This is a genomic window from Xanthomonas axonopodis, from assembly GCF_001304695.1.
Lineage (GTDB): Bacteria > Pseudomonadota > Gammaproteobacteria > Xanthomonadales > Xanthomonadaceae > Xanthomonas > Xanthomonas axonopodis.
This window is the reverse complement of record NZ_JFAQ01000010.1, coordinates 26,959-51,865: the sequence shown is the minus strand read 5'-3', so window position 1 is coordinate 51,865 and position 24,907 is coordinate 26,959. Positions and strand designations below refer to the sequence as shown.

Below are 24,907 nucleotides of genomic sequence, written 5' to 3'. Positions count from 1 at the left end.
CGCCTTGCATTCAGAGAGCAAGCGCGGTGTCCACGCAACCGCGCGCGCTCCTGGAGAGATCATGACAGCTGCGCGCGGGGCCGCCCGTCCACGCCGCAGCACTGCATCGTCCGCGTGGCATCGTGCAAGCCACACTGAGCGCAACAAATCCCGCTTGCCACGTCTCCCCTCAACGCTCATGCGCGCCCGGTGCGTCGTCACCCATGTATACGCGTGGATTGGCCAGTGGCTGACGCATCGGCGATCATGCGTGCTTGCCCGCGACCGATCGCCATGGACACTCTTCGCTACCTCACCGGTTATCCGCCCGCCGTCCTGGATCAGGTATGCGAACTGATCGCGCAGGACAAGCTCGCCACCGTGCTGGCGCAACGTTACCCGGACCGGCACGCGATTCGCACCGATCGCCATCTCTATGAGTACGTCCAGGCGATGAAGGAGCGCTACATGCGCTCATCGCCGACGCTGCACAAGGCGATGTACGACAATCACCTGCAAGTGGTGAAGCACGCCCTGGGCACGCATACGGCGATCTCCCGCGTGCACGGTGGCCGCCTGAAGGCCAGCCGCGAGATCCGCATCGCATCGGTGTTTCGCGACGCGCCGGAACCGTTCTTGCAGATGATCGTGGCGCACGAACTGGCGCACCTGAAGGAGGCCGATCACAACAAGGCCTTCTACCAGCTCTGCAACCACATGACCCCGGACTATCACCAGCTGGAATTCGATCTGCGTCTGTACCTGACGCACTTAGCACTGGCTGCCGATCGCTGATCGTGCAGGACGCGTGCAAGGCTTTGCGCAGCTGACCGAGCCACTGCGCTTACCGCCAGGTGGGCGCGCACGCTGCCGGTGCTCGGAATCGGCAGCTCCCCCTCGTACAGTGCAGGTCCGGGCGCGCCGCCAACCTCCGCCTGACGACCGCTCGCTACGCGGTGTTGGCTATTTTAGGATGCGCGCATGCAGCCCTCCTCTCCTTGCAGAACTCACCCGCGCCGCGCAACGCCAGCAACCCGGCGCGATCAACGCGCTGGCCCAGGCGCTGGTGCGTACCGGCCAACCGGAACAAGCGCTCCTCTGGTATTCGCGCAGCGCGGCCGCCGGCGATGCGCTGGCGCAGGTGGAAGCCGGGCGCATGCGTGCCTATGGCATCGGTTGCGAGGTAGACGCCGGTCAGGCGCGTGCCTACTGGGAGCTGGCCGAGCGGCAGGGCGCGGCGGCGGCACGCTATTTGCTGGCGACCCTGGCTGTGGGAGAGCAGCCGCTGGCCCTGGCCGGCACTGCACAGGATCGACTGCAGTCGGCAGCCGCTGCCGACTACCCGCCAGCGCTACGGGCCATCGCCATCCAGCACGGGCGTGTGGCGCATCCGGAGCGGCAACGGCAGTGCGTCGCCTTGCTGGAACGCGCGGCGGCAGGCGGCGACGCCGTGTCGGCGGTCCTGTTGGCCGAGCGCCTGCTGCGTGGCGAAGGCGTGCCGCCACAGCCCGATGCCGCTGCACAGCTCTTGCAGCAGTTGCAGCCCCTGGGCATGACCGCGCTAACGGCGGTGGACATCGCGCCACCAGACCCCGCAGACGACACCGCCGATCACCGCATCGCATTCGCGCCGCGTTTCGGCCCGGTGCGACGCCACTTGGCCCCACGCATCGAAGAATATGCCGCAGTCCTGTCAGCCGACGAATGCCGCCTGCTCATACTGCTGGCGCGACCGCATCTGCGTGCCTCGAAGGTGATCGATCCTAACGATGCCAGCACCCAGCGCGCGCCGGTCCGCACCAGCCGCGGTGCGACCTTGGACCCCATCATCATCGAGGACTTCGCCGCGCGTGCCGCACAGGCGCGGCTGGCGGCCTGCGCGCAGCTCCCGCTCGCCCACGCAGAACCGCTCTCGGTGCTGTGCTACGCGCCGGGCGAGCAGTACCGCGCGCACCGCGACTACCTGCCGCCCGGAACGATCGCCGCCGACTGTCCCACCGCCGGCAACCGCCAGCGCACCGTCTACGTCTATCTCAACGACGTCGGCGCCGGTGGCGACACCGAATTTCCGGTCACCGGCGTTCGCGTGCGGCCACGTTCCGGCACATTGGTCTGCTTCGACAACCTGCATGCCGATGGCCGCCCGGACGCCGATTCGCTGGACGCCGGCCTGCCGGTCGCGGCAGGCAGCAAGTGGTTGGGGACGCTATGGTTCCGCCAGCAACGCTATCGTCATTGGTGAACAGATTCATACACACCCCCCTGCCGACGTGGTTTAAAATGTTGCAGCGCGACGTGATCGGACAGGATCTGCAAACGTCGCGTTTTTTGTTTCCCACTGCACGGGTGCATGCCCGGCTTCAGGGAAGGCACATCACGCAGCCCCGCGGAGCCTTCGATGCTTTTCGAAACCCTCGATACCACCGGCCATGAGCAGGTGATTTTCTGTCACAACCGCGACGCCGGACTCAAGGCGATCATCGCCCTGCACAGCACGCGTCTTGGGCCAGCGTTGGGTGGCGTGCGGATGCGCCCCTATGCCACTAGCGAGGCGGCACTCAACGATGCGCTGCGGCTGAGCCGCACCATGACCTACAAGAACGCTCTGGCCGGCCTGAACGTCGGCGGCGGCAAGGCGGTCATCATCGGCGACCCCAGGACCGACAAGACCGAAGCGCTGTTCCGCGCCTTCGGCCGGTTCGTCGACACCCTCGGCGGGCGCTACATCACCTCCGAGGACGTCGGCACGGACGTCAACGACATGGAGCAGATCTACCTGGAAAGCGAGTACGTCACCGGCGTGCATCAGGTGCATCGCGGCTCCGGCGACCCTGCCCCGTTCACTGCGTATGGCGCGCTGCAGGCGCTGATGGCCTCGCTCAACCGCAAGCTCGGCCACGAAGAAGTCGGCAAGGCAAGCATCGCGATCCAGGGGCTGGGCCATATCGGCATGGAGCTGGTGAAGCTGCTCAAGGAACGCGGCGCGAAACTCTATGTGGCCGACCTGAATCAGGCACTGGTGGACCGCGCGGTAGCCGAATACGGCGCAGAAGCGGTGCGCCCGGATGAAATCCATCAGGTGTCGGCCGACGTGTTCGCCCCGTGCGCGCTGGAAGGTGCCATCAACGAAGACACGCTGCCGCAACTCAAGGCCAAGATCATCTGTGGCACGGCCAATAACCAGCTGGCCAGCGCCGCCATTGGCGAAGAGCTGCATCGGCGCGGCATTTTGTATGCGCCCGATTACGTGGTGAATGCGGGCGGGGTGATGAATGTGTCGCTGGAGATCGACGGCTACAACCGCGAACGTGCGATGCGGTTGATCCGCAGCATCTATCACAACCTGGAAAAGGTCTTCGACCTGTCCACGCAGTTGAACGTTTCGCCGCAGCAGGCGGCCGATCGGATTGCCGAAGCGCGCATCGAGTCCATCAGCAAGCTCAAACTGCCGCTGGGCCGTACTGCGCCGCGCTTCCTGCACAAACTACGCGGCGAGTAACTGGAAACAGATAGATTGGGCGTAACGATCAGCGCAGTACGTGATTGCCGCTGAAACGCCACGCCTGGGCATTGCGCCCGGGCGTCATGCACGCCGATCAGAAACCGGCGCTGTACTTCAGGCTCAGCGCGCGGTCGTCACCGCGCTCGCCCACCCGCTGGTCGTAACCGAAACGCAGCTGGCTCTGCGGGCCAACCGGCGCAGCAGCGGTGATGCCGAACAGACCACCCGAGCGTGCCGGCTGCATGCCACGCAGCGGTGCCCACGCATCCACCCCCACGAAGCTGGCATCCAGCGTCAAGCCGTCGCTGCTCAGCGCCTGCTGCCATTCCGCATAGCCGCCCAGCTGGATACCGCGCCAGCGATACGCCGAGCGCACGCCGGCAAGCGCCTGCGTGCGCGATGAGGTACTCGCGTTGGCGCGCAAGCCGAAACCATCGCCGCAACTTTCGCGGAAGCCATCGCTGCGCAAACGCACGTAATCCAGGCCCATATACGGCGTCAGGCTTGCATGCACACCGCCCAGGCGGTACCCGGTTTCCAGATTGCTGCTCAGGTAACTGCCGCTGTAGTCGCTGAAGGCGCTGCTGCGGTCTTCGCCCAGCTGCAGAGTGCGCTCGATCTGGCGATCGACGTTGCCAAAACCCACTTGGCCCAACGTGTACGCAGCGCCCAATGTCGTGCCCCAATACAGCTGCGCCTGCACCTGCCGATCGCGCCCGCGTGCCCCATCCAGGTCGCCCAGGCTGCTGGAGCGCGTTTCGCCGAACGCAAAACCGGTGACCGCACCGGAAGCCAGACGCAGATCGTTGCCCATCATCCAGCCGGAGGTGGCAAAGCCCGAGGTGGTTGCACCGCCCTCGCCCGGCCCGCCAAGTGCCCGTTGCCAGTTGCCCGACAGACGCGGCTTTTGCGACAGGCCATCGAAATGCGCTGCCAGTGCGCGGCGACCCAGATCGATGGTGTCGAAGGTCATCGCCGCAGAGTCGGCATGCGCACGGCCGGACAGGCTGCGCAGCGAATCGGCGGCGGCCTTGGCGGTTGGCGATTTTTGCAAGGCAGCTGCAGCGCGAATGAAGCCGCCGCTGAGTGCGCCATTGCCCTGGAACTGCTGTGCATCGACCTGCTGGAACGCCTGCTCGACGCGAATGGCCGAATCCATCGAGGCGGTGCCGATCGCGCCCAACGACGCAGCGACCGCGGTGACATCCATGCGCTGCAGCGACACATACGCGGTGTTGGCGTCGTAGCTGCGGGTGGCGCTAAGAAAGGTCACCGCCGGTCCGCTGCTCAGCGTATCGAATGTGCCTTGCAAACCATTGGTCGCCCGCAACACCGCGTAGGTGGTGTTGTTGACAACGTAGTCGCGCCGACCGATCAATTGCAGGTCGCCTGCGATTGTCGCCGTACCCGCGACATTCAAACGGTCACCCACATTCACTGCCAGGCGACCATTGCTGGCCTGGCTGTAGTTGCCGGCAATGGACGCGGTCGCGCCGTTGACCTGCAAAGTCCCGGCGTTGTCGACCTGACCACCGATGTTGCCCGCGCCGACCAGGCGCGCGCCGTTGGCGATGCTCACGCGCGCACTCTGCAAGCTGGCCGTTTGCAAGGTGCCGCCGAGTACTTGAGTGTCGCCGGTGAAGGTATTGGCCGTGCTGATCAATGCCAAGGTGCCGGTGCCGCGCTTGGTCAGGCCGCCGGTGCCACTGATGTCGTTGGCCCAGGTCGAACGCAAGGTCGTGACATCGACATCCACCGTGCCCCAATCGAAGCGTGCCGGCCCCAACACCGCCTTGCCGACGTTGAGCAGGCCGTAGCCGAAGACCGGGTCAACGCCCGCAGCCCCCAAGTCGGTGGCGGTTCCCAGCAAGGTCTGGCGCACCAGATCGTTGTTGAAATACGGAAATGCCTGCCACACCAACGCGGCCGCACCGGAGACCAGCGGCGCTGCAAACGAGGTACCGCTGCCGTAGAAATAACGGATGTTGCCGGCGGTGGCGTCCGGGTCGATAAACAACGAAGTGCCCGGCGCGACCAGGCAATAGCGCATCGCCACACCACAGGCGTTGGAGTACGACGCCAGTTGCGTCGGGTTGGCGGTATCCAGCGCGGCGACCACCAACCAACCGCGTTCCAGATCGGCCGCCGGCAGCGTTCCGTTCGGCCCTGGTTGACTGGGCAGTGCCGCAGTATCGGAAGGCAGAGAGCGCGATTCATTGCCCGAGGCGAACACCACCAGCCCATCGTTACTGAGGATGAAGGGGCGGTATTCCTGCGCAATCTGATTGGTCACCGTCGGGTCGTTCCAATACAGGCCGCCCCACGAATTGTTCATGATGCGCACACCGGCACTGATCAGATCGGCGTGCACCGGCCCCAGACCAAGCGGTCCATCGACCTCGTTGCCGTCGCCGCTGCCGTCGTCCACCGGCGCACGGTCGCTGATGATGCGTGCAGACACCAGGCCCGCACCCGGCGCGATGCCGCCGGGCCATTGGCCGACCGCGCGCCCGGCCGCCAGCTCAGCCACCACGGTCCCGTGCCCGACCACATCGCCCACCGCGGTGTTGTTGGTGCGGGGATCCACATAAATGAAGCTGTCGCTGACGCGCCCCTGCAACGCCGGATGATTGGCATTGATGCCGGTATCCATGACACCGATGCGGTACCCCGCACCCGTAAAGCCGAGCGCCTGCGCTGCGCGCGCGTTGGTCAGCGCCAGATGCGCATCGATCGCCGGCTCCGGCGTCGTGGGCGTCGTCACCGGTGGCGGTGATGTTGGCGGCGGAGGCGGCGGTGGCGAGGTCACCGGCGGTGCGGCTGGGGTACTTGGACGGATACCGCCCCCGCCACCGCCGCATGCGGTCAACGCAACGGCCAGCGCCGAGGCCAGTACAGTCCTGGCGACGTCTTGCTTCTTCATTGGTGTTCTCCCCGAACCCATTCCATGGATGGGGCCCGATCGGGCCCGAATAACGCTTTGCTTACTTTAATCGGAAAGCGTGCGCGTGGGGCGCGTGCTGGCGCGGCGCCGCCTTGAGGCAGATAATCGTTTCACTTTAAACGGTATCCGCTCATGTCCGACATCGTCATCGTTGCTGCCAAACGTACTGCCATCGGCTCGTTCCTCGGCCAATTCAATGCGGTGCCGGCACCCACGCTCGCCGCGGCTGCCATCCAGGGCGCGCTCGCGCAATCGGGCATCGCGCCTGCCGATGTGTCCGAAGTCATCGTCGGCTGCGTGCTGCCGGCCAATCTCGGCCAGGCACCTGCACGTCAGGCCGCGATTGCCGCAGGCATTCCTACCTCGACCGGCGCCACCACCATCAACAAGGTGTGCGGCTCGGGCATGAAGGCGATCATGTTGGGACACGACCTGATCAAGGCCGGCTCGGCCAGCATCGTGGTGGCCGGCGGCATGGAGTCGATGAGCAATGCCCCGCATCTGCTGCCCAACTCGCGCACCGGCAACCGCTACGGCAATTTCCAGGCGGTCGATCACATGGCCTGGGACGGCCTGACCAATCCGTATGACGGCCAGGCCATGGGCGTGTTCGGCGAAGCCACTGCGGAGAAGTTCGGCTTCACCCGCGCCGACCAGGATGCATTCGCCATCGCCTCGGTGGAACGCGCCCAGGCGGCGCAGCGCAGCGGCGCGTTTGTCGACGAAATCGTTCCGGTGACGGTGGCAACGCGCAAGGGCGAAGTCGTCGTCGATCGCGATGAGCAACCGGGAAAATCGGACGTGGCCAAGATTCCGACCTTGAAGCCGGCCTTCAAGAAGGACGGCAGCGTGACCGCGGCCAGTTCCTCGAGTATTTCCGATGGCGCGGCAATCACCGTGCTGATGAGCGCGGACGATGCGCAGCGCCGCGGTGTGACGCCGCTGGCGCGCATCGTCGGCCATGTCACCCACTCTCAGGAACCGGAGTGGTTCACCACCGCACCGGTCGCTGCGATCCAGTCGCTGGTCGGCAAGCTCGGCTGGCACTTGGACGATGTGGATCTGTTCGAAATCAACGAGGCCTTCGCCGTCGTGGCGATGGTACCGATCAAGCAACTCGGCATCGCGCACGAGAAGGTCAATGTGCATGGCGGCGCCTGCGCATTGGGTCATCCCATCGGTGCATCTGGTGCGCGCTTGGTGGTGACGTTGGTGAACGCGTTGCGCAGCCGCGGAGGCAAGCGCGGAATCGCAACGCTGTGCATCGGCGGCGGCGAAGCGACTGCCATTGCTATCGAATTGATTTAATTGTCTTTAACGGCGACTTTTCAAAACTGAATGCGCGTGCGCTTGACACTCGTCTTGTGGCCGTCATCATGTCGGGGGCGCGCAATAGCGCGTTGCCTAATCTAACGACGAGGATTGAAACAATGACCATCAACAAGCTGCTGATCGCAATGGCTCTGGGCCTGGCCCTGACCGCTTGCACGAAGCCGGAACAGGCTCAGGATGCTGCTGCTTCGGCTAACGAAGCTGCTACCGACGCTCAGACCGCTGCCGACCAGGCTGCTGCCTCGGGCTCGCAGTCGGCTGACGCCGCTCAGGCTGCTGCCAACACCGCTGCTGCTTCGGCCGACACCGCTGCTGACGCTGCCCAGGCTGCTTCCGGCGCCGCGACCGATGCTGCTGCTGACCAGGCTGCCGACGCTGCCAAGACGGCTGAAGACACCGCCAAGGCTGCTAAGGACACCGCAGAAAAAGCCAAGAAGTAATCACTTCTTGACTCCAAGCGAGTTCGGAAAAAGCCGCTGGTTTCCAGCGGCTTTTTCTTTGTCTGCGATTCAAGCCTCGTACGCCGTGCCCGCCGGCAAGACTACGGACAACCTACAAGATTGCGTCTGTCTACCCGGCGGCTGAATGGCCGGCTGCGCATTGACGCAGACTGCATTGCCTCCTGCATAAGCTCCGGCTTCCAACACCGGAACAGGAACAGGACCACCCATGAAGACGATCCGCATGCTGTCGTTGAGCGCCATCGCCGCCCTCACCCTTGCTGCCTGTCAGGGCCCGGATGCCGAGCAGGCCCGCCGCGATGCCGCGTCTGCCGCCAAGCACGCCGCCGCCGCGACCGAACAGGCTGCCGACCGTGCGGCAGTGGAAGCCAAGGCCGCAACCGCCGATGCACGCGTAGCTGCGCGCGAGTTGGCCGCAGACGCCAGCCGCGCCACCGCCAATGCGGCCAATGCGACCGCCGACAAGACGCGCGAAATGGCCAGCAAGGCCGAACAGAACGCCGACAAGCACGACGCCGACCACGCGCAGCACTGAGTCCGCCTCCATTCGCAGCACCCGCAACGCGCCGGCCATGTGCCGGCGCGCTTGTCTCGGCCGACGGGTGGCTCGTGTTGTCGAGGCCGGCAGGCTAGCATTCGCATATGTCCTCTTCTTTTACGTCGCGCCGGCGCAACCAACTGGCGCTGATTTTTTCTGCGCTGATCTTTGTCGTCATCGGATTCGGCATTTTCGTCGGTGTCCGCCGTTCGTTGGCCGACGCTGCGCTGGTGTCGCACACCCACGAGGTGATCGGGCGGGTCGACGAGATCCAGGCGCGCGTGCTCGATGCCGAATCGGCGCAGCGTGGCTTCCTGCTCACCGGCAACGACGCCTACCTGCGTGACTATCAGACCAGTGTCGAACGTCTGCCGATCCTGCTGGACAACCTGCGCCGCCTGATCGTCGACAACCCCGCACAGGAGCAGCACCTGGCGCAGTTGCAACGGCTGGTGGAAACCCGACTGCGGCAGATTCAACACGTGCTCGACATCTATACGGAACGTGGGCTGGAGGCGGCACGTGCCGACATCCGGCAAAGCGCCTTCCGCACCACCAGCGCGATCCGCGAGCAGGCATTGGCGATGGTGCAGCGCGAACAGGAACTGCTGGCACAACGCGCGCGAAGCAGCGAACAAAGCGCCGACCTGTTGCTTGCGCTGGCACTGGCCGGCATTCCGTTCGGACTGATGGTGGTGGGCATGGTCTATGCGCTGTTGATGCGCGAACTGCGCCACCGCGCGCAGGCCGAACAGCTGGCGGCGCAGGCCAATCGCGAGTTGGGCGAGAGCATCGACGCACTGCAACGCAGTACCGCCGATCTCAACCTGCTCAGCCGTTACACCGGCCTGCTGCAGAGCTGCATCAGTGCCGAAGAAGCGTTGATGGTCAGCAGCCGTACCCTGGCCAGCCTGCTGCCGGGCGTGGCGGGAAGCGTGTACCTGCTGCGCGCCTCGCAAGACCGCGCCGAGGCGATCAGCCACTGGGGCGAGCCGCTGGTGCGCAGCGCACCGCATCTGGCGCCGGAGCAGTGCTGGGCGCTGCGCCGCGGCCAGCCGCATATCGCCCAAGACCTGGGACGGGACGCGCTGTGTGCGCATATCGAAGAACCCGGACGCGATGCGTCCGTCACCACCGCGTGCCTGCCGATGTCGGCGCAAGGCACCCAGCTCGGGTTTCTGTTCCTGTCCGCAGCCGGCCCGGGACCGATGCCGCGGCTGGAAATCGCCGTGGCGGCCGCCGAGCAGTTGTCGTTGGCGCTGAGCAACCTGCGCCTGCGCGAATCGCTGCGCCGGCAGTCGATCCGCGATGCACTGACGGGGCTGTATAACCGCCGCTATCTGGAAGAATCGCTGAGCCACGAGTTGGCGCGATGCGCACGGCGTGGTCTGCCGTTGTCGGTCTTGATGCTGGACGTGGACCATTTCAAGCAGTTCAACGACAGCCAGGGCCATGCCGGCGGCGACCTGTTGCTGGCAGCGGTGGGCGAATTGCTGCTGACCCGCCTGCGCGCCGAAGACGTGGCCTGTCGCTACGGCGGTGAGGAATTCACCGTCCTTCTGCCCGAAGCCGATGGCGAGGAAGCCATGCGCGTGGCCGAGCAGATCCGCGGTTACATCGCCACGCTGGCGGTCAGCGACGGTGCACGCGCCTTGCCGAAGGTGACGGCCTCGATCGGCGTGGCCAGCTTCCCGACCGATGGCGAACAGGGTGCGAGCCTGATCCAGAAAGCCGATGCAGCGCTGTATCGCGCCAAACACGCTGGGCGCAACCGGGTGGAGCGACACGGTGCTGCGACGGACATTGCGGACTGAGGGCAGCTGACAAAGCCACGGCGCAGCTGCCAGGCCGGTGCGGCCGCGCCCGGGATGTGGCACGCAAACACTGCCGCTCCTGTACACCGCGCACCCACCTGACATCTGCTCGCGGCGTTTGCCGACAGCTTCGGCAAGCGTGCTGTCCGTCGCGGATTGTGGATTTCGTCACACAAAAGATCCAATTGCGCAGCGATAGTCGGCCTCGACCCCTAAAGCGAGGCAGTCCGATGTCGATGTGGCGCGATCAAGGTCCCAACAAGAAAGACGGCGTTCCGGTCACCCCCGAGGTTCCTGCTGCCGATGGCAGGCTGTTCACCGCCGAGGCCAGCCCTGCACCGCCGGTGCCCGCCGCCGCCCCGCCCAGCGTTGCACCAATAGCCGCGGCCACGCAGCGTCACAGCGAGGCAAAAGAGTCGCTGATCGCTGCCGACATCAGCATCGAAGGCAAGATCGAAGGCGCCGGCCATGTGCGCCTGGCCGGCCGCTTCAAGGGCGATGTCAACGTCAAGGGCGACCTGACCATCGAACGCGGCGCCAAGCTCAATGGCGGCGTGCGCGCCAACAAGGTGATCATCGCCGGCGAGCTGGAGGGCAATATCGAATCTGCCGCGCAGGTCGAACTGCAGACGTCCGGCGTCTTGGTCGGCGACGTCAAGGCCGGCAGCCTCACGGTGGCATCGGGTGCGCGCATGCGCGGCCAGGCCGATTTCGGCTGGGGCGATGATGGCGGCAAGCCGGTCGCTGCCAGCAAGCCGGTGGTCAGCGGAGACAGCGACGCCACATGAGTGCGCCTCGCCCGGGCACGCCCGGCGCCACGCGCAGCTGCCCGCACTGCAAGGCGACGATCCTGGAAAGCGCCAGCGTCTGCCCTGCGTGCAAGCACCACCTGCGCTTCGATTCGGCGGCTGCGCAACACGCGCAGCCGGCGCCGATCGTGCCGCTCAAGGTCGACGGCACCATCCGCCACCCGGCCGACGGCGATCCTTGGGAATACACGGTGGTGGTGGTGGTGCGCAACGGTAAAGGCGAAGAGATCCGCCGCCACGTGGTCGATGTCGGCGCCATGCACGGCGGCGAAGAACGCGGCTTCACCCTGGCGGTGGAGGCAAGCGCGGTGCGTTTGCCTGGGCGGCGCACGCGGCATTAGGTGTCCACGATCCAAGCGGCAGCCGACAACTCCGTAACACGTACCGCCGAACCAGCGTGGCTGGTGAGCTGATCGGCAGTACCCGTAAGCCCGTACGCGCCGTGCACGGCCGTTGGACGGCGGCTTGCGTCGTGTGGCACCCACCCGTACGCGCGCGCTGCGCGAACGCATCGCCGCACGCGGCCCCATTCTCAGAATCTGCACACCGGCTTGGCCACAGTTGCCGCATGCGCAACGGCAACGATGAGACAGCTCACACACGCGGCGATCTGGTGGTGCTCGGGCCGGAGGGCCTGTATTGCCCGCAAGGCGATTTCAATATCGACCCATGGCGGCCGGTGCCGCGCGCGGTGATTACGCATGGCCACGGCGATCACGCCCGCAGCGGCATGGGCGAGTACCACTGCACGCGCGAGAGCCTGTCGATCCTGCAGTGGCGCCTGGGCGAACAGGTTTATCACACGCATGCGGACGGTGAGGCGTTTCAGCTGGGGCGGGCGCGCGTGTCGCTGCATCCGGCAGGACACGTGCTGGGATCGGCGCAGGTGCGCATCGAAGTGGATGGCGAGGTCTGGGTCGCTTCCGGCGACTACAAGCGCCAGCCCGACCCCACCTGCAAGCCGTTCGAAGTGGTGCCGTGCGACACCTTCATCACCGAGGCAACCTTCGGCCTGCCGGTCTATCGCTGGCCCGACACCGCCGAGGTTGCGGCCGATATTTCCGCCTGGCGCCGCGAATGCGCCGAACGCGGCGAAGCGGCCATCCTGTATTGCTATGCGCTGGGCAAGGCGCAACGCGTCCTGGCCGAATTGCGCGCGTGGGAGACGCAGCCGGCATTGCTGCATGGCGCGGTTGCAGTGGGCGTGGAGGTCTATCGCCAAGCGGGCATCCCGATGCTGGATACCCAGCCGGTCGGCGAGCATGCGCGCGGCGCCGACTATGCCGGGCAGTTGGTCATCGCACCGCCATCGGCGGCGGGCAGCGCCTGGATTCGCCGGTTCCGCAGCGCGCAACAGGGTTTTGCCTCGGGCTGGATGCGCATCCGCGGCAATCGCCGTCGGCGCAACTACGACCGTGGCTTTGTGGTCTCCGACCATGCCGACTGGCCGGACCTGCTGCGCACCATCGAAGAGACCGGCGCACGGCGCGTGATCGCCACCCATGGCAATACCGATGCATTGATCCAACACTTGCGCGAACGCGGCGTCGCAGCAGAAGCCTTCCGTACCGATTTCGGAGCCGAGGAATGAATCCGCTGCCCGCACGTCGTTATGTTCGCGCGCGCCCGCGCAATCGCCTGAGCGGTGCGCTCGCCTTCCGCCGGCATGCATTGGCGTTTTGCGTGCATCGCAACGCGCCGGCGGCTACCATCAGTCCGCCGCGACCGCTGCGCCGCCCACGCGTACTTGCCGCGTTTACCCGACGCGCGCTGGAGCTGCGTGCAGCCGACAGGCGCGCAGCGCCACAGGCGCTGCGGTGAAGCATTTCGCGGCGTTGTACCGTACCCTGGATCGCAGCACCGGCACGCTCGACAAGCGCGCTGCGCTGGTGGCGTATTTTCGCGAGGCACCTGCGCTGGATGCCGCATGGGCGCTGTACCTGCTGGCCGGTGGCAAGGTGGCCAGCACGCGCATGCGCATCGCCAGCAGCGGCGAACTGCGTGAATGGATCACCGACACCGCCGGCGTTGCCGATTGGCTGGTCGCCGACAGCTACGACCATGTCGGCGATCTGGCCGAAACCCTGGCCTTGCTGCTGGACGATCCGGTCACCGAAGCGGCCGATCTGCCATTGGCAGAGTGGATCGAACAGCAGCTGCTGCCGATCGCCAACCAGGACGTGGAAGTGCGCAAGGCCTGCATCGTGCAGGCGTGGCGCAGCCTGGCCTTCGACGAGCGGTTGGTGTTCAACAAGCTGCTCACCGGCGCGTTGCGGGTTGGGGTGTCGCAGCGGCTCGTGCAGCAGGCGCTGGCCGAATTGTCGGGCGTGGATATTGCGCGCATTGCCCAGCGCATGCTCGGCAGTTGGCGGCCGCATCCGACCTATCTTGCGCAGTTGTTGACCAGCGAAGAACTGCCCGGCGACCGCCAGCAGCCCTACCCGTTCTTTCTGGCATCGCCGCTGGAAGCGGAGGTCGAAATGCTGGGCGCCATCGACGACTGGCTGCTGGAATGGAAATGGGACGGCATTCGCCTGCAGCTGATTCGCCGCGCCGGCGAAGCAGCGTTGTGGTCGCGCGGCGAAGAGCGTCTGGATGGACGTTTCCCTGAAATCGAACACGCCGCAATGCAATTGCCGGACGGCACGGTCATCGATGGCGAGCTGCTGGCCTGGCAACCCGAGCAGCCCCTGCCGATGCCGTTTACCGCGTTGCAGACGCGCATCCAGCGGCTCAAGCCCGGGCCCAAGACCTTGGCCGCCGCACCGGCGCGCGTGGTGGCCTACGACCTGCTGGAACTGGCGGGCGAAGACCTGCGCGAGCGCCCGCTACAGGAGCGGCGCGCACTGCTGGAAGGCGTACTCTCGGCGCTCGCAGACCCGCGCATCGTCGCCTCACCGCTGGTGCAGGTCAGCGATTGGCAGGACGCAGCGCAGGTGCGCGTGGAAGCGCGCGAACACGGCGTGGAAGGGCTGATGCTCAAGCGCGCCAACTCGGTGTATCAGGCCGGCCGCCGACGCGGCGATTGGTGGAAGTGGAAGATCGACCCGCTCACCATCGATGCGGTGTTGTTGTATGCGCAAGCCGGCCACGGACGACGCAGCACGCTCCATACCGACTACACATTCGGGCTGTGGCATGAAGGACAACTGGTGCCGATCGCCAAAGCGTATTCGGGCCTGGACGACAAGGAAATTCTGCAGCTGGATCGCTGGATCCGTGCCAACACCACCGAGCGGTTCGGCCCGGTGCGCGCGGTCACCGCGCAGCATGTGTTCGAGCTGGGGTTTGAAGCGGTGAACCGCAGCGCGCGGCACAAATCCGGCATCGCGGTGCGCTTCCCGCGCATCCTGCGCTGGCGTCACGACAAGCCGATGGCCGAAGCCGACCACCTGAGTACCCTGCAGGCACTGGCGCGGTGAGCGTCACGCAGCAGACGCATGGCACGCCACTGCAACAATGGCGTGCCTGGTTCGCACAGCGCGGCTGGGCGCCGCTGCCGTTTCAACGCGATGTGTGGAAGCGCTATCTCGATGGCGAATCCGGCCTGCTGCACACGCCCACCGGCAGCGGCAAGACGCTGGCGGCATTTGGTGGGCCGTTGCTGGAGGCATTGGCCGCGCGTGGGCGCAAATCCCCACGCAAACCGGGCAAAGCCGCCTCGCCTGCGCGCCGCCAGCCGCAACGCAATCTGCAGGTGTTGTGGATCACGCCACTGCGCGCACTGGCTGCCGATACCGCTCGCGCGCTGCGCGAGCCGGTGGACGCATTGGGGCTGGATTGGCAGGTGGGACTGCGCACCGGCGATGCCAGCGCGCGCGACAAGCGGCTGGCACGCAGCGGCAAACTCGACGTGCTGGTCACCACGCCCGAATCACTAGCGTTGTTGCTGTCGTATCCGGATACCGCCCCACAACTGTCGGCGCTGCGCTGCGTGATCGTCGACGAATGGCACGAGCTGCTGGGCAACAAGCGCGGCGTGTTGCTGCAGCTGTGTCTGGCACGATTGCATGGATGGACGCCGCAACTGCGCATCTGGGGGCTGTCGGCAACGCTGGGCAATCTCCCGCAGGCGCGCGATGTGCTGTTGCCGCACCTGCCCGATGCAGCGCTGGTGTCGGGCGTCAAACCGCGCACGATGACCTTGGAAACGCTGCTACCGGAAAGTGGCGAGCGTTTTCCATGGGCGGGCCATCTTGGTCTTGCACAACTGGCGCGCGTGCTGCAAAAGATCATGCAACAGCGCACCAGCCTGGTGTTTACCAATACGCGCGCGCAGGCCGAGTTATGGCATCAGGCCTTGAGCGCGGTGTGGCCCGAAGACCTGGCCACGCTGGCGCTGCATCACGGCTCGCTGGATCCATCGCTACGCGCGGCCGCCGAACGCGGACTGGCCGACGGCAGCCTGCGCTGCGTGGTGGCCACCTCCAGCCTGGATCTGGGTGTGGACTTCCCGGCCGTGGATCAGGTGCTGCAGGTCGGCAGCCCGAAAGGCATCGCGCGCCTGCTGCAGCGCGCCGGGCGCGCACGCCATCGTCCAGGCGAATCCGGCCACGTGGTGTGCGTGCCCTCGCATGCGCTGGAGCTGGTCGAATATGCGGCGGCCCGTCGCGCGCTGGTGCACGGCCACATCGAAGCGCGGCCGCCGCCGCGCTTGTCGCTGGACGTGCTGGCCCAGCACTGCGTCACCCTCGCCCTCGGCGGCGGCTTCCGGGCCGATGCGTTATTCGAGGAAGTGCGCGGCACCGATGCCTTCGCTGCGCTGGAAAGACCCAACTGGAATGCGGTACTCGACTTCATCGTGCAAGGTGGCAGCGCACTGGCGCACTACCCGGATTTCCACAAGGTGGTGCGCGACGACGACGGTGTGTACCGCGTGATCGATCGGCGTGTGGCGCTGCGGCACCGGCTGTCCATCGGCACGATCACCAGCGAGGGCAGCGTGCGCGTGCAGTTTCTGCGCGGCGGGCGGCTGGGCGCGGTGGAAGAACAGTTCGTCGGCCGCCTGCGCCGCGGCGACCGCTTCCAGTTTGCCGGCCGCCTGCTGGAGCTGGTGCGGCTGGAAGACATGACCGCCTACGTGCGCGTGGCCAAGGGTGGCAGCGGCGTGGTGCCCAAATGGATGGGCGGGCGCATGCCGTTGTCGTCGGCACTGGGCCGCGAGGTGGAAGCGGTGTTCGCCGATCCCGGCGACGCGCCGGAGATGCGGGCATTGGCGCCGTTGCTGCACCTGCAGGCGTCGCTGTCTTCGCTGCCGGGGCCTACCCATCTGCTGGTGGAAAGCGTCAAGGCGCGCGACGGCCGCCACGTCTTCGTCTACCCGTTCGCCGGCAGGCAGGTCAACGAAGGCCTGGCCGCGCTGCTCGCGGCACGCTGGGGCCGGCGTCAGCGCAATACCTTCAGCTTTGCCGCCAACGACTATGGCTTTGTGCTCTCACCGGCACAGGATGTGGAGATCGACGCGAGCGTGCTGCAGGCATTGTTGTCGCCGATCGACCTGTTCGACGATTTGCGCGACAGCCTCAACCTGGGCGAGCTGGCCCGCCGGCAGTTCCGCGAAATCGCGCGCGTGGCGGGCTTGTTGTCGCCATCGTTGCCTGGCCGTGCGCCGCGCAGCCTGCGCCAGCTGCAGGCGTCCAGCGGCCTGCTGTACGACGTGTTGCAACGCTTCGATCCCGATCACCTGCTGCTCGCCCAGGCCGAGCGCGAGGTGTTCGAAGGCCAGCTCGAACTGGCGCGGCTTGCGCATGCCCTGGAAGACTGCGCGCGACGTGAGTTGCGCCTATGCAAGCCACGCAGCCTCACTCCATTATCGTTTCCGCTGTGGGCCGAACGCATGCGTGGGCAGCTGAGTACCGAAGACTGGAAAGCGCGTGTATTGCGCGCTGCCGAACAACTGGAACGCAAGCATGGGCGATAGCGTGCAGCTGCAGCTGGCCGGCGAAACCGTGGAATTGCTTGGCGAACGCGCCTTGTATCGGCCGGCGCAACGTGCGCTGTTGATCGCCGACCTGCACCTGGGCAAGGCCGATGTCTTCCGACGTGCCGGCATCGGCTTGCCGGCCGGCGGCACCGCGCACGATCTGGAGCGGCTGGATGCGTTGCTCGATCAACGCGATGTCCAGACGCTGTGGATTTTGGGCGACCTGTTGCACGGGCCCGCGCCGCGTGCCGCCTGGCACCGACGTTGGGGCGCATGGCGCGAACGGCATTGCGCGTTGCGCGTGATCGCCATCCGCGGCAATCACGACCGCGCCCTGGCCGGTGCGGAGTTGCATATCGAAGCGGCCGGCGAACAGGTCGAAGATGGCCCGTTCGTGCTGCGCCACGACCCATTGCCGCATCCCACCGGCCACGTGCTATGCGGGCACCTGCATCCGCTGGCCAAGCTGCCGGGGCTGTCGCGGCGCTGGCCGGCGTTCTGGTTGCGCGAGCGCGTCACCATCCTGCCAGCGTTCTCGCAGTTCACCGCAGGCATCGTGCCGATCCTGACCGAAGGCGAGCGCCTGGTTGCCTGCGTGGAAGGCGATGCGCTGGCACTGCCGGTGCGTTAGCCACTGCCACCCACGCACCGGCCGATGCTACGACTATGCAGCTGCTTCGGCGTCAGCGTCGGCCAGCCGCGCGACTGGTTGCGCCAGGGCCTCGACGAATTCAGGCGCCAGCGCCAGCTTGCCGAACCAACCGTGCTGGGTGCCACTGAGCACACGCAGCATGTGCCCGCGTCCGCCCGGCACGCGTCCCATCGGGCGTAGCAGCAGGTCGCGGCCATGTGCCCACAGATCGCGTTCGGACTGGAACAGTGGCGTCAGCCAGCGGCTACAGCGGTGATAGATTGCCACGTGCGCCTGGCGTTCGCGCTGGTAGCGCTGCAAGGCAGCGTCCAGATCGGCGTCGGCGCGCAAAGCATCGCGCATCGCCAATGCATCCAGCAGCGCCATGTTCACGCCCTGCCCCAATTGCGGGCTCATCGCATGCGCGGCATCGCCGGCAAGCACGAAGCGGCCGCGACGCCAGCGCGACACCACCGCATCGCGATAGCTCGCGCGCGCCAGCGCACCATGCACCTGCACTGTGGCAAGCTGCGCATGCGCCTCCGGCCACATCTGCGCCACTTCATCGCGCCAGGCGGCAATGCCGCGCTGTTCCCATGCAACGAAATCGCTGCACGGCAGGCTCCAGAAAAAGCTCAGTCTCGGGGTGTCGTCGCCCGGGCGCGTGCCCACCGGCAGCAGGCCGATCATCTTGCGCGCGCCGATATAGCGCTGGCGCAATTCGTCCACGAACGGCCAGTCTTCGCGTGGCAACAGGCACCACAGTGCCCCCCATGGATAAACCAGATCCAGCTGCGTTCCCTGTGCCTGCGCACGCAACGTGGAAGCCGAGCCATCGGCGGCGATGATCAGATCGAAGGGGCCATGCCATTGCCCGCGTTGGTCCTGCACGCGCGCACCCGCGTGATCGATCGCGGTGATCTGCATATCCACATGCAGTTGCGCGTGCTGCGGCCAGGCTTCGCAGCAGCGTAAACAACGCGCCGCGCTGCATGCCCACACCCATCAGCCGCGCATCCAGATCGCGGTACTGCATGCGCCCGCACGGCGTGTCGCCATACAAACGGCGCACCGGCGCACCATGCGCAAGCGCCTGCGGCAGCAAGCCCATGTTCCAGAGCACCTGCAGCCCACTGGGTTGCAGCAGAAAACCGGCACCCACCGGCCCGGGCGCAGCTGCGCGCTCGAATACCTCCAGTTGATGCCCGTCGGCGCCCAGCAGCACGGCCAATGCCTGCCCCGCCGTTCCGTAACCCACTACCGCAATACGTAATGCTCGTTGCATCGTCCCTGCTCTGTCTGGCTATCGCTGCCCGCGCACGACCGGCGCAAAAAAACCCCGCCGTGGCGGGGTTCTTCAATCGCACAATCGAGTCAGATTACTCGACCGGCGTGATGTTCGAAGCCTGGGCACCCTTGGGGCCCTGGGTCACGTCATAACTGACGCGCTGGCCTTCCTGCAGGCTGCGGAAGCCCTTGGAATTGATCGCGGAGAAGTGCGCGAAGACATCGGCGCTGCCGTCCTCCGGTGAGATGAAGCCAAATCCCTTGGCGTCGTTGAACCACTTGACGGTACCGTTCGGCATGGTGATGCGAGACCTTTGCAATAATTAATGGGTGGTGTACGGCGGTGCGTACGCGCCGAGTATGCAAAGCTTATGCCCCGATGACAATCACCCGCGTACAAGTTCGCCGATCAGCTCGGGCAGCCCGGACGAAGCCGCATCGACGTTGGCCAATACGTCGGCCATGGTGATTTCCTGCGCGTCGCCGCAACCGGCCGCCCAGTTGGCCACGATTGCCAAACACGCATATTCCAGGCCTTTTTCGCGTGCCAACCCGGCTTCGGGCATGCCGGTCATGCCCACCAGATCGCAGCCGTCGCGACGCATGCGTGCGATCTCTGCAACCGTTTCCAGTCGTGGCCCCTGCGTCGCCCCGTAGCAACCGCCGGCCACCAGCGTGACGCCGGCCACTTTCGCTGCCGCGATGACCGTGCTGCGAAACATCGGCGAATACGGGTGGCCGAAATCCACGTGCTGCACCTCGCTGCCAGGCTCTTCGCCGAACGTGGACACGCGGCCCCAGGTGTAGTCGATCAGCTGATCCGGGCACGCCAACACGCGCGGGCCAAATTGTTCGGTGATGCCGCCCACGGTGTTGAGCGCCAGCACGCGCGAGGCGCCGAGTTGCTGCAACGCAGCGATGTTTGCGCGGTAATTGACCTTGTGCGGCGGCAGCGAATGCCCCTCGCCATGACGCGCCAGGAAGGCCACGCGGTGGCCGAGCAGCATGCCGACGCGGATCGGCCCGGACGGCGCGCCGTAGGGCGTTTGGATCTCGTGCGACTGCACATCGTCCAGCTGCGCGAGCTTGTAGACACCAGTGCCGCCGATGACGGCCAATGCGATGGAATTTGCGGACACAACCGACCTCTGCAACAAATCAACGACGGTGCGCGCAGCAGGGCGCGCTCGGCAGCTCGCACTCGGGAGCGGAAAGTGCGGTTTACTGCTTCATCGCATAGATGGCGGGAATGCCACGCAGTTGCTCGTTGACGTCCATGCCGAAGCCGAACACATAACGGTCGGGCACTTCCACGCCCACGTAATCGGCAGTCACGCCCGGCACGCAACGATCGTGGCGCTTGACGGTCAGCACCGCCACGCGCACGTCGGTGGCGCCCTGCTCCAGGCACCACTGGCGCACGCCCTGCAGCGTGTAACCCTCGTCGAGAATGTCGTCGACCAGGATCACGCGGCGGCCGAACAAGGCGGTGGCCGGGCGGTGCTTCCACACCAGTTCGCCGCCGGTGGTTTCGCCGCGGTAACGGGTGGCATGCAGGTAATCGAACTGCAGGTCCTGCCCGCGTGCGCCCAGCTCCAGCGCCAGTTGTCCGGAGAACGGCAGCGCAGCGTGCATGATGGTGAGATACACCGGCACTTCGCCGGCGTAGTCGCGTGCGATCGCACCGGCGATGGTGGCAACAGCGGCATCGATGGCCGGACGGTCGACCAGCAGATCGGCTTGGGCCAGGGCCTGGGAAATGGTGAGCGTGGACATCAGGCAGTTGTTCCGAAATGGGCAGAAAGAGGAGTGGTGAATGAGGCGTCGGTGCCGGCGAGCAGGCCATCCCAGCCTAGTGCGCCGCGGCTGATCAGGCCGATCAATGCAGCGGTATTGAGGCTGCGACCCTGCACGGCCTGCAGCGATTCGGCGACCAGCTCCGGGTGGCACACCAGCACCACGTCGCAGCCGGCATCCAGATGCGCATGCACCCGGCCCGCCACGCCGCCGGCACTGAACGAGGCGGCCATGCCGATGTCGTCGGAAAAGACCACGCCGCGGAAGCCCATCTGGCCACGCAGGATCTGTTCGATCCAGCGCTGCGAATAGCCAGCCGGCTCCGGGGCGACCTGCGGGTAGACCACATGCGCCATCATCACGGCGTCGGCGCCGGCCTCGATCCCCGCCACGAACGGCACCAGGTCTTCGGCCTGCAGCACCTCCAGCGGCCGTGGGTCGCTGGCGTGATCGACGTGGGTATCTTCCAGCACGGTGCCGTGGCCGGGGAAATGCTTGAGCGTGGCGGCCATGCCGGCGCCATGCAGCGCCTGTACATAGGCGCGCGTGAAGGTGGCCACGATCTGCGGGTCGTCGCTGAAGGCGCGGTCGCCGATGGCGCGGTTGCCGCGGCCCAGGTCCACCACTGGCGCAAAGCTCAGGTCAACGCCGCTGGCGCGGACCTCGCTGGCCATCAACTGCGCATGCGCGCACGCGGCGGCCAGTGCGGCCTCCGGGTCTTGCGCGTACTGCGCACCGAAGCTTTGCAACGGCGCCAGCGCGCTGAATCCTTCGCGAAAGCGCTGTACGCGTCCACCTTCTTGGTCCACGCAGATCAGCACCGGGCGCGGCGCGGCGGCGCGAATGGCGGCCGACAGCTCGGCCACCTGGGTGCGCGAGGCGAAGTTGCGCTTGAACAACACCACACCGGCAACCGCATCGTGCTGCAGCCAGTCGCGTTCCTGTGCGCTGAGTTCGGTACCGGCAACGCCGATCAAAAGCATGTTGGGGGACTCCCGGGCCAGGCGCCATGGTGGCGCAGCGCGGCATTGTCGCAGATGCGCGTGGCAGCGTCAGATCGCGCATTCAGCTGCGCGCCCTTCGGCCACTGCGGGCAGGCTTACAGCACCTCGAGATGGGCGCGCCAATGCGCAGCCTGGGCCTGCACCTGTGCCAGCACCTCGGGGGTCATACCGTCGAGCTGGCGGTACGGCAGTGCCAGGCGTTCGTTGGCGCCCAACAGCGGACGCTGGCGCTGCAGGAAATCCCAGTAGAGCGCGTTGTACGGGCACGCATTCGCGCCGACCCGCCGCTTGCGCTGATACCGGCAACCACCGCAGTAATCGCTCATGCGATCGATGTAGGCCGCGCCGCTGATATACGGCTTGCTGCCGAGCAGGCCGCCATCGGCGAACTGGCTCATGCCCACCGTATTGGGCAGCTCCACCCACTCGAAGGCGTCGATGTACACGCCCAGGTACCAGCGATGCAGGGCCTGCGGGTCCAGCCCCGCCAGCAGCGCAAAATTACCGATCACCATCAGCCGCTGGATGTGATGCGCATGCGCGTTGGCCAACGAATTGTCGACCGCATCGGCCAGGCAGCGCATGCCGATCTGCCCGTCCCAGAACCAGTGCGGCAGCGGCGCATGCTGGTCGAGATGATTCGATTCCGCGTAGTCGGGCATCTGCGCCCAGTACACACCGCGCACGTACTCGCGCCAACCCAGAATCTGCCGGATGAAGCCTTCCACTGCCGCCAACGGCGCATGCCCCTGCCGCCATGCCGCTTCGGCGCGCGCGATCACTTCGCGCGGATGCAGCATCTTGACGTTGAGCGCAAACGAGAGCAGCGAATGGAAAAGGCGCGGGCTACGCGTGCTCATCGCATCCTCGTAGCGGCCGAAATTGGGCAATGCATGCGCGATGAAAGCTTCCAGATGCTGCAAGGCTTCGTCGCGATCCAGCGGCCATGGCAGGGCTTGCGCGTTCGGCGCGCCAAAACTGCGCACGCCGGCGGCTTCGATCGTGCGCCACAGCGCTCTGTGATCGTGGGTCGTACGCCAATCCTGGGGGGGCAGGCGGGTCGCCCGGCCACGGCGCACGATTGTCATGATCGAAGTTCCAGCGCCCACCTTCCGGTCCGCCGGCGGCATCGAGCAGGATCCGATGCCGCCGCCGCATACGCCGATAAAACACTTCCATGCGCCATGGGCTGCCGGCGCGAAAACAGGCGGCGACCTCATGGCGCGCGGTCAGAAAATGTTCGCTGTCGACCACGCGCTTGGCAAATGGCTGCGTGGCGCTCCAGTGCTGTAGTGCTTCGTCCAGCCGCCATTCGTCCGGGGCCTGATACTCCAGATGGTTGGCGCGGTAATGCGCCATCAACGCATCGAGGTTGTGCGGGATCGACTGCCGGTTGCTGGCGTTGTCGATCGTCACATAGCGCACCCGATGCCCGGCACGCCGCAAGCCTGCAGCGAACGCGCGCATGGCCGCGAAGATCGCCAGGACTTTTTGCGCGTGATGCAGCACGTAGTCGGTTTCCTGCCGCACTTCCATCAACACATAGACCACGCCCGCATCGCGCGTGGCGAACCAGCTGTGCTGCGGATTGAGCTGGTCGCCCAGAATCAAGCGCAGCGTATGGGCCGGCGTCTGCGGATTGGTTTGCGCGGTGAGTGCGCTGGAATCATGCATCAGAGTGACGCCCGATCATGCCGGACACATGGGCGCGTCCATGCCGAGGCGGCGCATGGGCACGCGTTCGACCCGACAACAATACTCGGGCCACCAGGGCCGCATGCACGAACGAGCGCCATGATCGCGGTACGGACTTGCACCGCGCTACCCTTGTTCTGCGCTGCTTGGCACAGTCTCAGTCACTGTGCGGCGCATCGCCGGCAGACACGCGCCGGGCCAAGGCCATTGCGCTCTGCCATGCGCCCTCCACCTTGCCACCGGCCAACCAGTCGCCGCACATGCCCAAGCCAAGCTGCGCATCCCAGACGCAGCCGATCTGCAATGCGGGGTCGCTGCTGGCGACGTTCCAGAAAAAAGCATCGCTAGACTGCGGCATCGGCAAACCGAGCGCGGCAAGCTCCGGAACGAGGCTGGCGATGACGTGCCCAGGCAGGGCATCGCAATGCGCCTGGCTCCACTCGGCCGCTGCATGCAGCAGCCAGGTCTCCGCACCCGCACGCGCGGGCTTGCTGGAGTTGCGTGCCACCCAGCGTAACGGACCGGCATTGACGAACAGCGCATCGAAGCCTGGATCGATTGGCGCATCGAAGTGCGCCATCACCGCCCATGCAGGCTGCATGCGCGCGCGCTCGGCAATCGTCACCAGCGCAGGCGCGGCCTGTTCAACTAATGCAGCCGCACTTGGCGCCGGGACGGCCAGCAACACGCTATCGAATAGGCATTCTGCAACGTCTTGCGACACCAATACGCGCCATCCCTGCCGGCTGCGCTGCAGCGCGCGCACCTGGGCACACAAACGAACTTCCAACTGCGCCGCAAGCGCACGCGCCGGCGCGGTCATCTCGGGAACACCCACATAACGCGTCAGCACGCTTTGGGATCGACGCAACTGCGTGCCGTCCCAGCTTGCAATACGCGCCGGCCAGGGCGCGGCAATACCGGCATCGACCCAAGTATCCACGACCGCTGCAAATGCAGGGTCGCGCGCGGTGAAATACTGCGCTCCGTGATCGCATTGCCACTGCTCGGCGCTGCAGTGGCGCATGCGGCCGCCCGGGGCCTTGGCCTGATCGAACACCGTCACTGCATGGCCTGCCGCCTGCAACTGCTGCGCGCAGGCCAAGCCGGCCAGCCCTGCGCCGATCACGGCGATCGTCTGCGCGCGGCCGGGCGGTGTCATGCCATCGCGCACGTGCCGGTGCATGCGGC

20 protein-coding genes and 2 pseudogenes are annotated in these 24,907 nt (G+C 66.2%); 14 read left to right on the top strand and 8 right to left on the bottom strand.

All coding sequences use genetic code 11. The features are described from left to right. Positions 1–246: 246 nt before the first annotated feature. The 3 genes from XAXN_RS00960 (at position 247) to XAXN_RS00950 (ending at position 3,478) form a co-directional block, all read left to right on the top strand. The gene (locus XAXN_RS00960) at positions 247–774 is read left to right on the top strand and encodes a YgjP-like metallopeptidase domain-containing protein (RefSeq protein WP_054318168.1); all 528 of its coding nucleotides are present in this window, start codon (positions 247–249) and stop codon (positions 772–774) included. Between the two features lie 178 nt (positions 775–952). Then, on the top strand, positions 953–2,221 hold the full coding sequence (locus XAXN_RS22320) for a 2OG-Fe(II) oxygenase (protein ID WP_054318161.1): 1,269 nt from the start codon (positions 953–955) through the stop codon (positions 2,219–2,221). Between the two features lie 156 nt (positions 2,222–2,377). Continuing rightward, on the top strand, positions 2,378–3,478 hold the full coding sequence (locus XAXN_RS00950) for a Glu/Leu/Phe/Val dehydrogenase dimerization domain-containing protein (protein WP_054318160.1): 1,101 nt from the start codon (positions 2,378–2,380) through the stop codon (positions 3,476–3,478). A 97-nt stretch (positions 3,479–3,575) separates the two neighbouring features. Here the strand turns inward: XAXN_RS00950 and XAXN_RS00945 are convergent, their stop codons facing one another. Then, positions 3,576–6,404 (bottom strand): autotransporter serine protease, encoded by a 2,829-nt coding sequence (locus tag XAXN_RS00945; protein ID WP_054318159.1) that lies wholly within the window; start codon positions 6,402–6,404, stop codon positions 3,576–3,578. Between the two features lie 153 nt (positions 6,405–6,557). Here XAXN_RS00945 and XAXN_RS00940 point away from each other — a divergent pair, with 153 nt between their 5' ends. From XAXN_RS00940 to pdeM, 11 genes are all read left to right on the top strand, one after another. Then, positions 6,558–7,733, top strand: coding sequence for a thiolase family protein (locus XAXN_RS00940; RefSeq protein WP_054318158.1), 1,176 nt, complete (start codon positions 6,558–6,560; stop codon positions 7,731–7,733). 122 nt (positions 7,734–7,855) lie between these two features. Next, positions 7,856–8,197, top strand: coding sequence for a hypothetical protein (locus XAXN_RS00935; protein ID WP_054318157.1), 342 nt, complete (start codon positions 7,856–7,858; stop codon positions 8,195–8,197). 229 nt (positions 8,198–8,426) lie between these two features. Further along, complete coding sequence (locus tag XAXN_RS00930; protein WP_054318156.1) at positions 8,427–8,753, top strand: XAC1346 family secretion chaperone; 327 nt, start codon at positions 8,427–8,429, stop codon at positions 8,751–8,753. Positions 8,754–8,860: 107 nt separating this feature from the next. Beyond that, entirely contained in the window at positions 8,861–10,570 is a 1,710-nt protein-coding gene (locus tag XAXN_RS00925; protein ID WP_054318155.1) for a diguanylate cyclase, read from the top strand. 230 nt (positions 10,571–10,800) lie between these two features. Continuing rightward, positions 10,801–11,358 (top strand): bactofilin family protein, encoded by a 558-nt coding sequence (locus tag XAXN_RS00920; protein ID WP_054318154.1) that lies wholly within the window; start codon positions 10,801–10,803, stop codon positions 11,356–11,358. Beyond that, positions 11,355–11,720, top strand: coding sequence for a hypothetical protein (locus tag XAXN_RS00915; protein WP_054318153.1), 366 nt, complete (start codon positions 11,355–11,357; stop codon positions 11,718–11,720). Before XAXN_RS00920 ends, XAXN_RS00915 begins: the two co-directional genes overlap by 4 nt. A 227-nt stretch (positions 11,721–11,947) precedes the next feature. Then, positions 11,948–12,970 carry a ligase-associated DNA damage response exonuclease gene (locus XAXN_RS00910; RefSeq protein ID WP_054318152.1) on the top strand — a complete coding sequence of 341 codons (1,023 nt, stop codon included), beginning with the start codon at positions 11,948–11,950 and terminating at the stop codon, positions 12,968–12,970. Then, the gene (locus XAXN_RS00905; protein ID WP_054318151.1) at positions 12,967–13,200 is read left to right on the top strand and encodes a hypothetical protein; all 234 of its coding nucleotides are present in this window, start codon (positions 12,967–12,969) and stop codon (positions 13,198–13,200) included. Before XAXN_RS00910 ends, XAXN_RS00905 begins: the two co-directional genes overlap by 4 nt. Next, positions 13,197–14,801, top strand: a complete 1,605-nt coding sequence (locus tag XAXN_RS00900; protein ID WP_054318150.1) for an ATP-dependent DNA ligase — start codon at positions 13,197–13,199, stop codon at positions 14,799–14,801. The genes XAXN_RS00905 and XAXN_RS00900 overlap by 4 nt, the downstream gene beginning before the upstream one ends. After that, positions 14,798–17,299 (top strand): ligase-associated DNA damage response DEXH box helicase, encoded by a 2,502-nt coding sequence (locus XAXN_RS00895; protein ID WP_054318149.1) that lies wholly within the window; start codon positions 14,798–14,800, stop codon positions 17,297–17,299. Before XAXN_RS00900 ends, XAXN_RS00895 begins: the two co-directional genes overlap by 4 nt. Then, complete coding sequence (gene pdeM / locus XAXN_RS00890; RefSeq protein WP_054318148.1) at positions 17,289–17,933, top strand: ligase-associated DNA damage response endonuclease PdeM; 645 nt, start codon at positions 17,289–17,291, stop codon at positions 17,931–17,933. Before XAXN_RS00895 ends, pdeM begins: the two co-directional genes overlap by 11 nt. Before the next feature lie 33 nt (positions 17,934–17,966). Here pdeM and XAXN_RS00885 read toward each other — a convergent pair. The 7 genes and pseudogenes from XAXN_RS00885 to XAXN_RS00855 all read right to left on the bottom strand — a co-directional run bounded on the left by XAXN_RS00885 (position 17,967) and on the right by XAXN_RS00855 (position 24,902). Further along, positions 17,967–19,218, bottom strand: a pseudogene (locus XAXN_RS00885) (FAD-dependent oxidoreductase). Between the two features lie 94 nt (positions 19,219–19,312). Continuing rightward, a complete protein-coding gene (gene cspE, locus XAXN_RS00880) occupies positions 19,313–19,519 on the bottom strand; it encodes a transcription antiterminator/RNA stability regulator CspE (RefSeq protein WP_003488188.1) in 207 nt (68 codons plus the stop codon). A gap of 87 nt (positions 19,520–19,606) precedes the next feature. Further along, a complete protein-coding gene (locus XAXN_RS00875; RefSeq protein WP_054318147.1) occupies positions 19,607–20,359 on the bottom strand; it encodes an S-methyl-5'-thioinosine phosphorylase in 753 nt (250 codons plus the stop codon). A gap of 82 nt (positions 20,360–20,441) precedes the next feature. After that, positions 20,442–20,996, bottom strand: a complete 555-nt coding sequence (locus XAXN_RS00870; RefSeq protein WP_054318146.1) for a hypoxanthine-guanine phosphoribosyltransferase — start codon at positions 20,994–20,996, stop codon at positions 20,442–20,444. Further along, a complete protein-coding gene (gene nagZ / locus XAXN_RS00865; protein ID WP_054318145.1) occupies positions 20,996–22,000 on the bottom strand; it encodes a beta-N-acetylhexosaminidase in 1,005 nt (334 codons plus the stop codon). The genes XAXN_RS00870 and nagZ overlap by 1 nt, the downstream gene beginning before the upstream one ends. A 116-nt stretch (positions 22,001–22,116) precedes the next feature. Beyond that, a pseudogene (locus XAXN_RS00860) lies at positions 22,117–23,695 on the bottom strand (cryptochrome/photolyase family protein). Positions 23,696–23,873: 178 nt separating this feature from the next. After that, positions 23,874–24,902 (bottom strand): NAD(P)/FAD-dependent oxidoreductase, encoded by a 1,029-nt coding sequence (locus XAXN_RS00855; protein WP_054318144.1) that lies wholly within the window; start codon positions 24,900–24,902, stop codon positions 23,874–23,876. Positions 24,903–24,907: the final 5 nt, after the last annotated feature.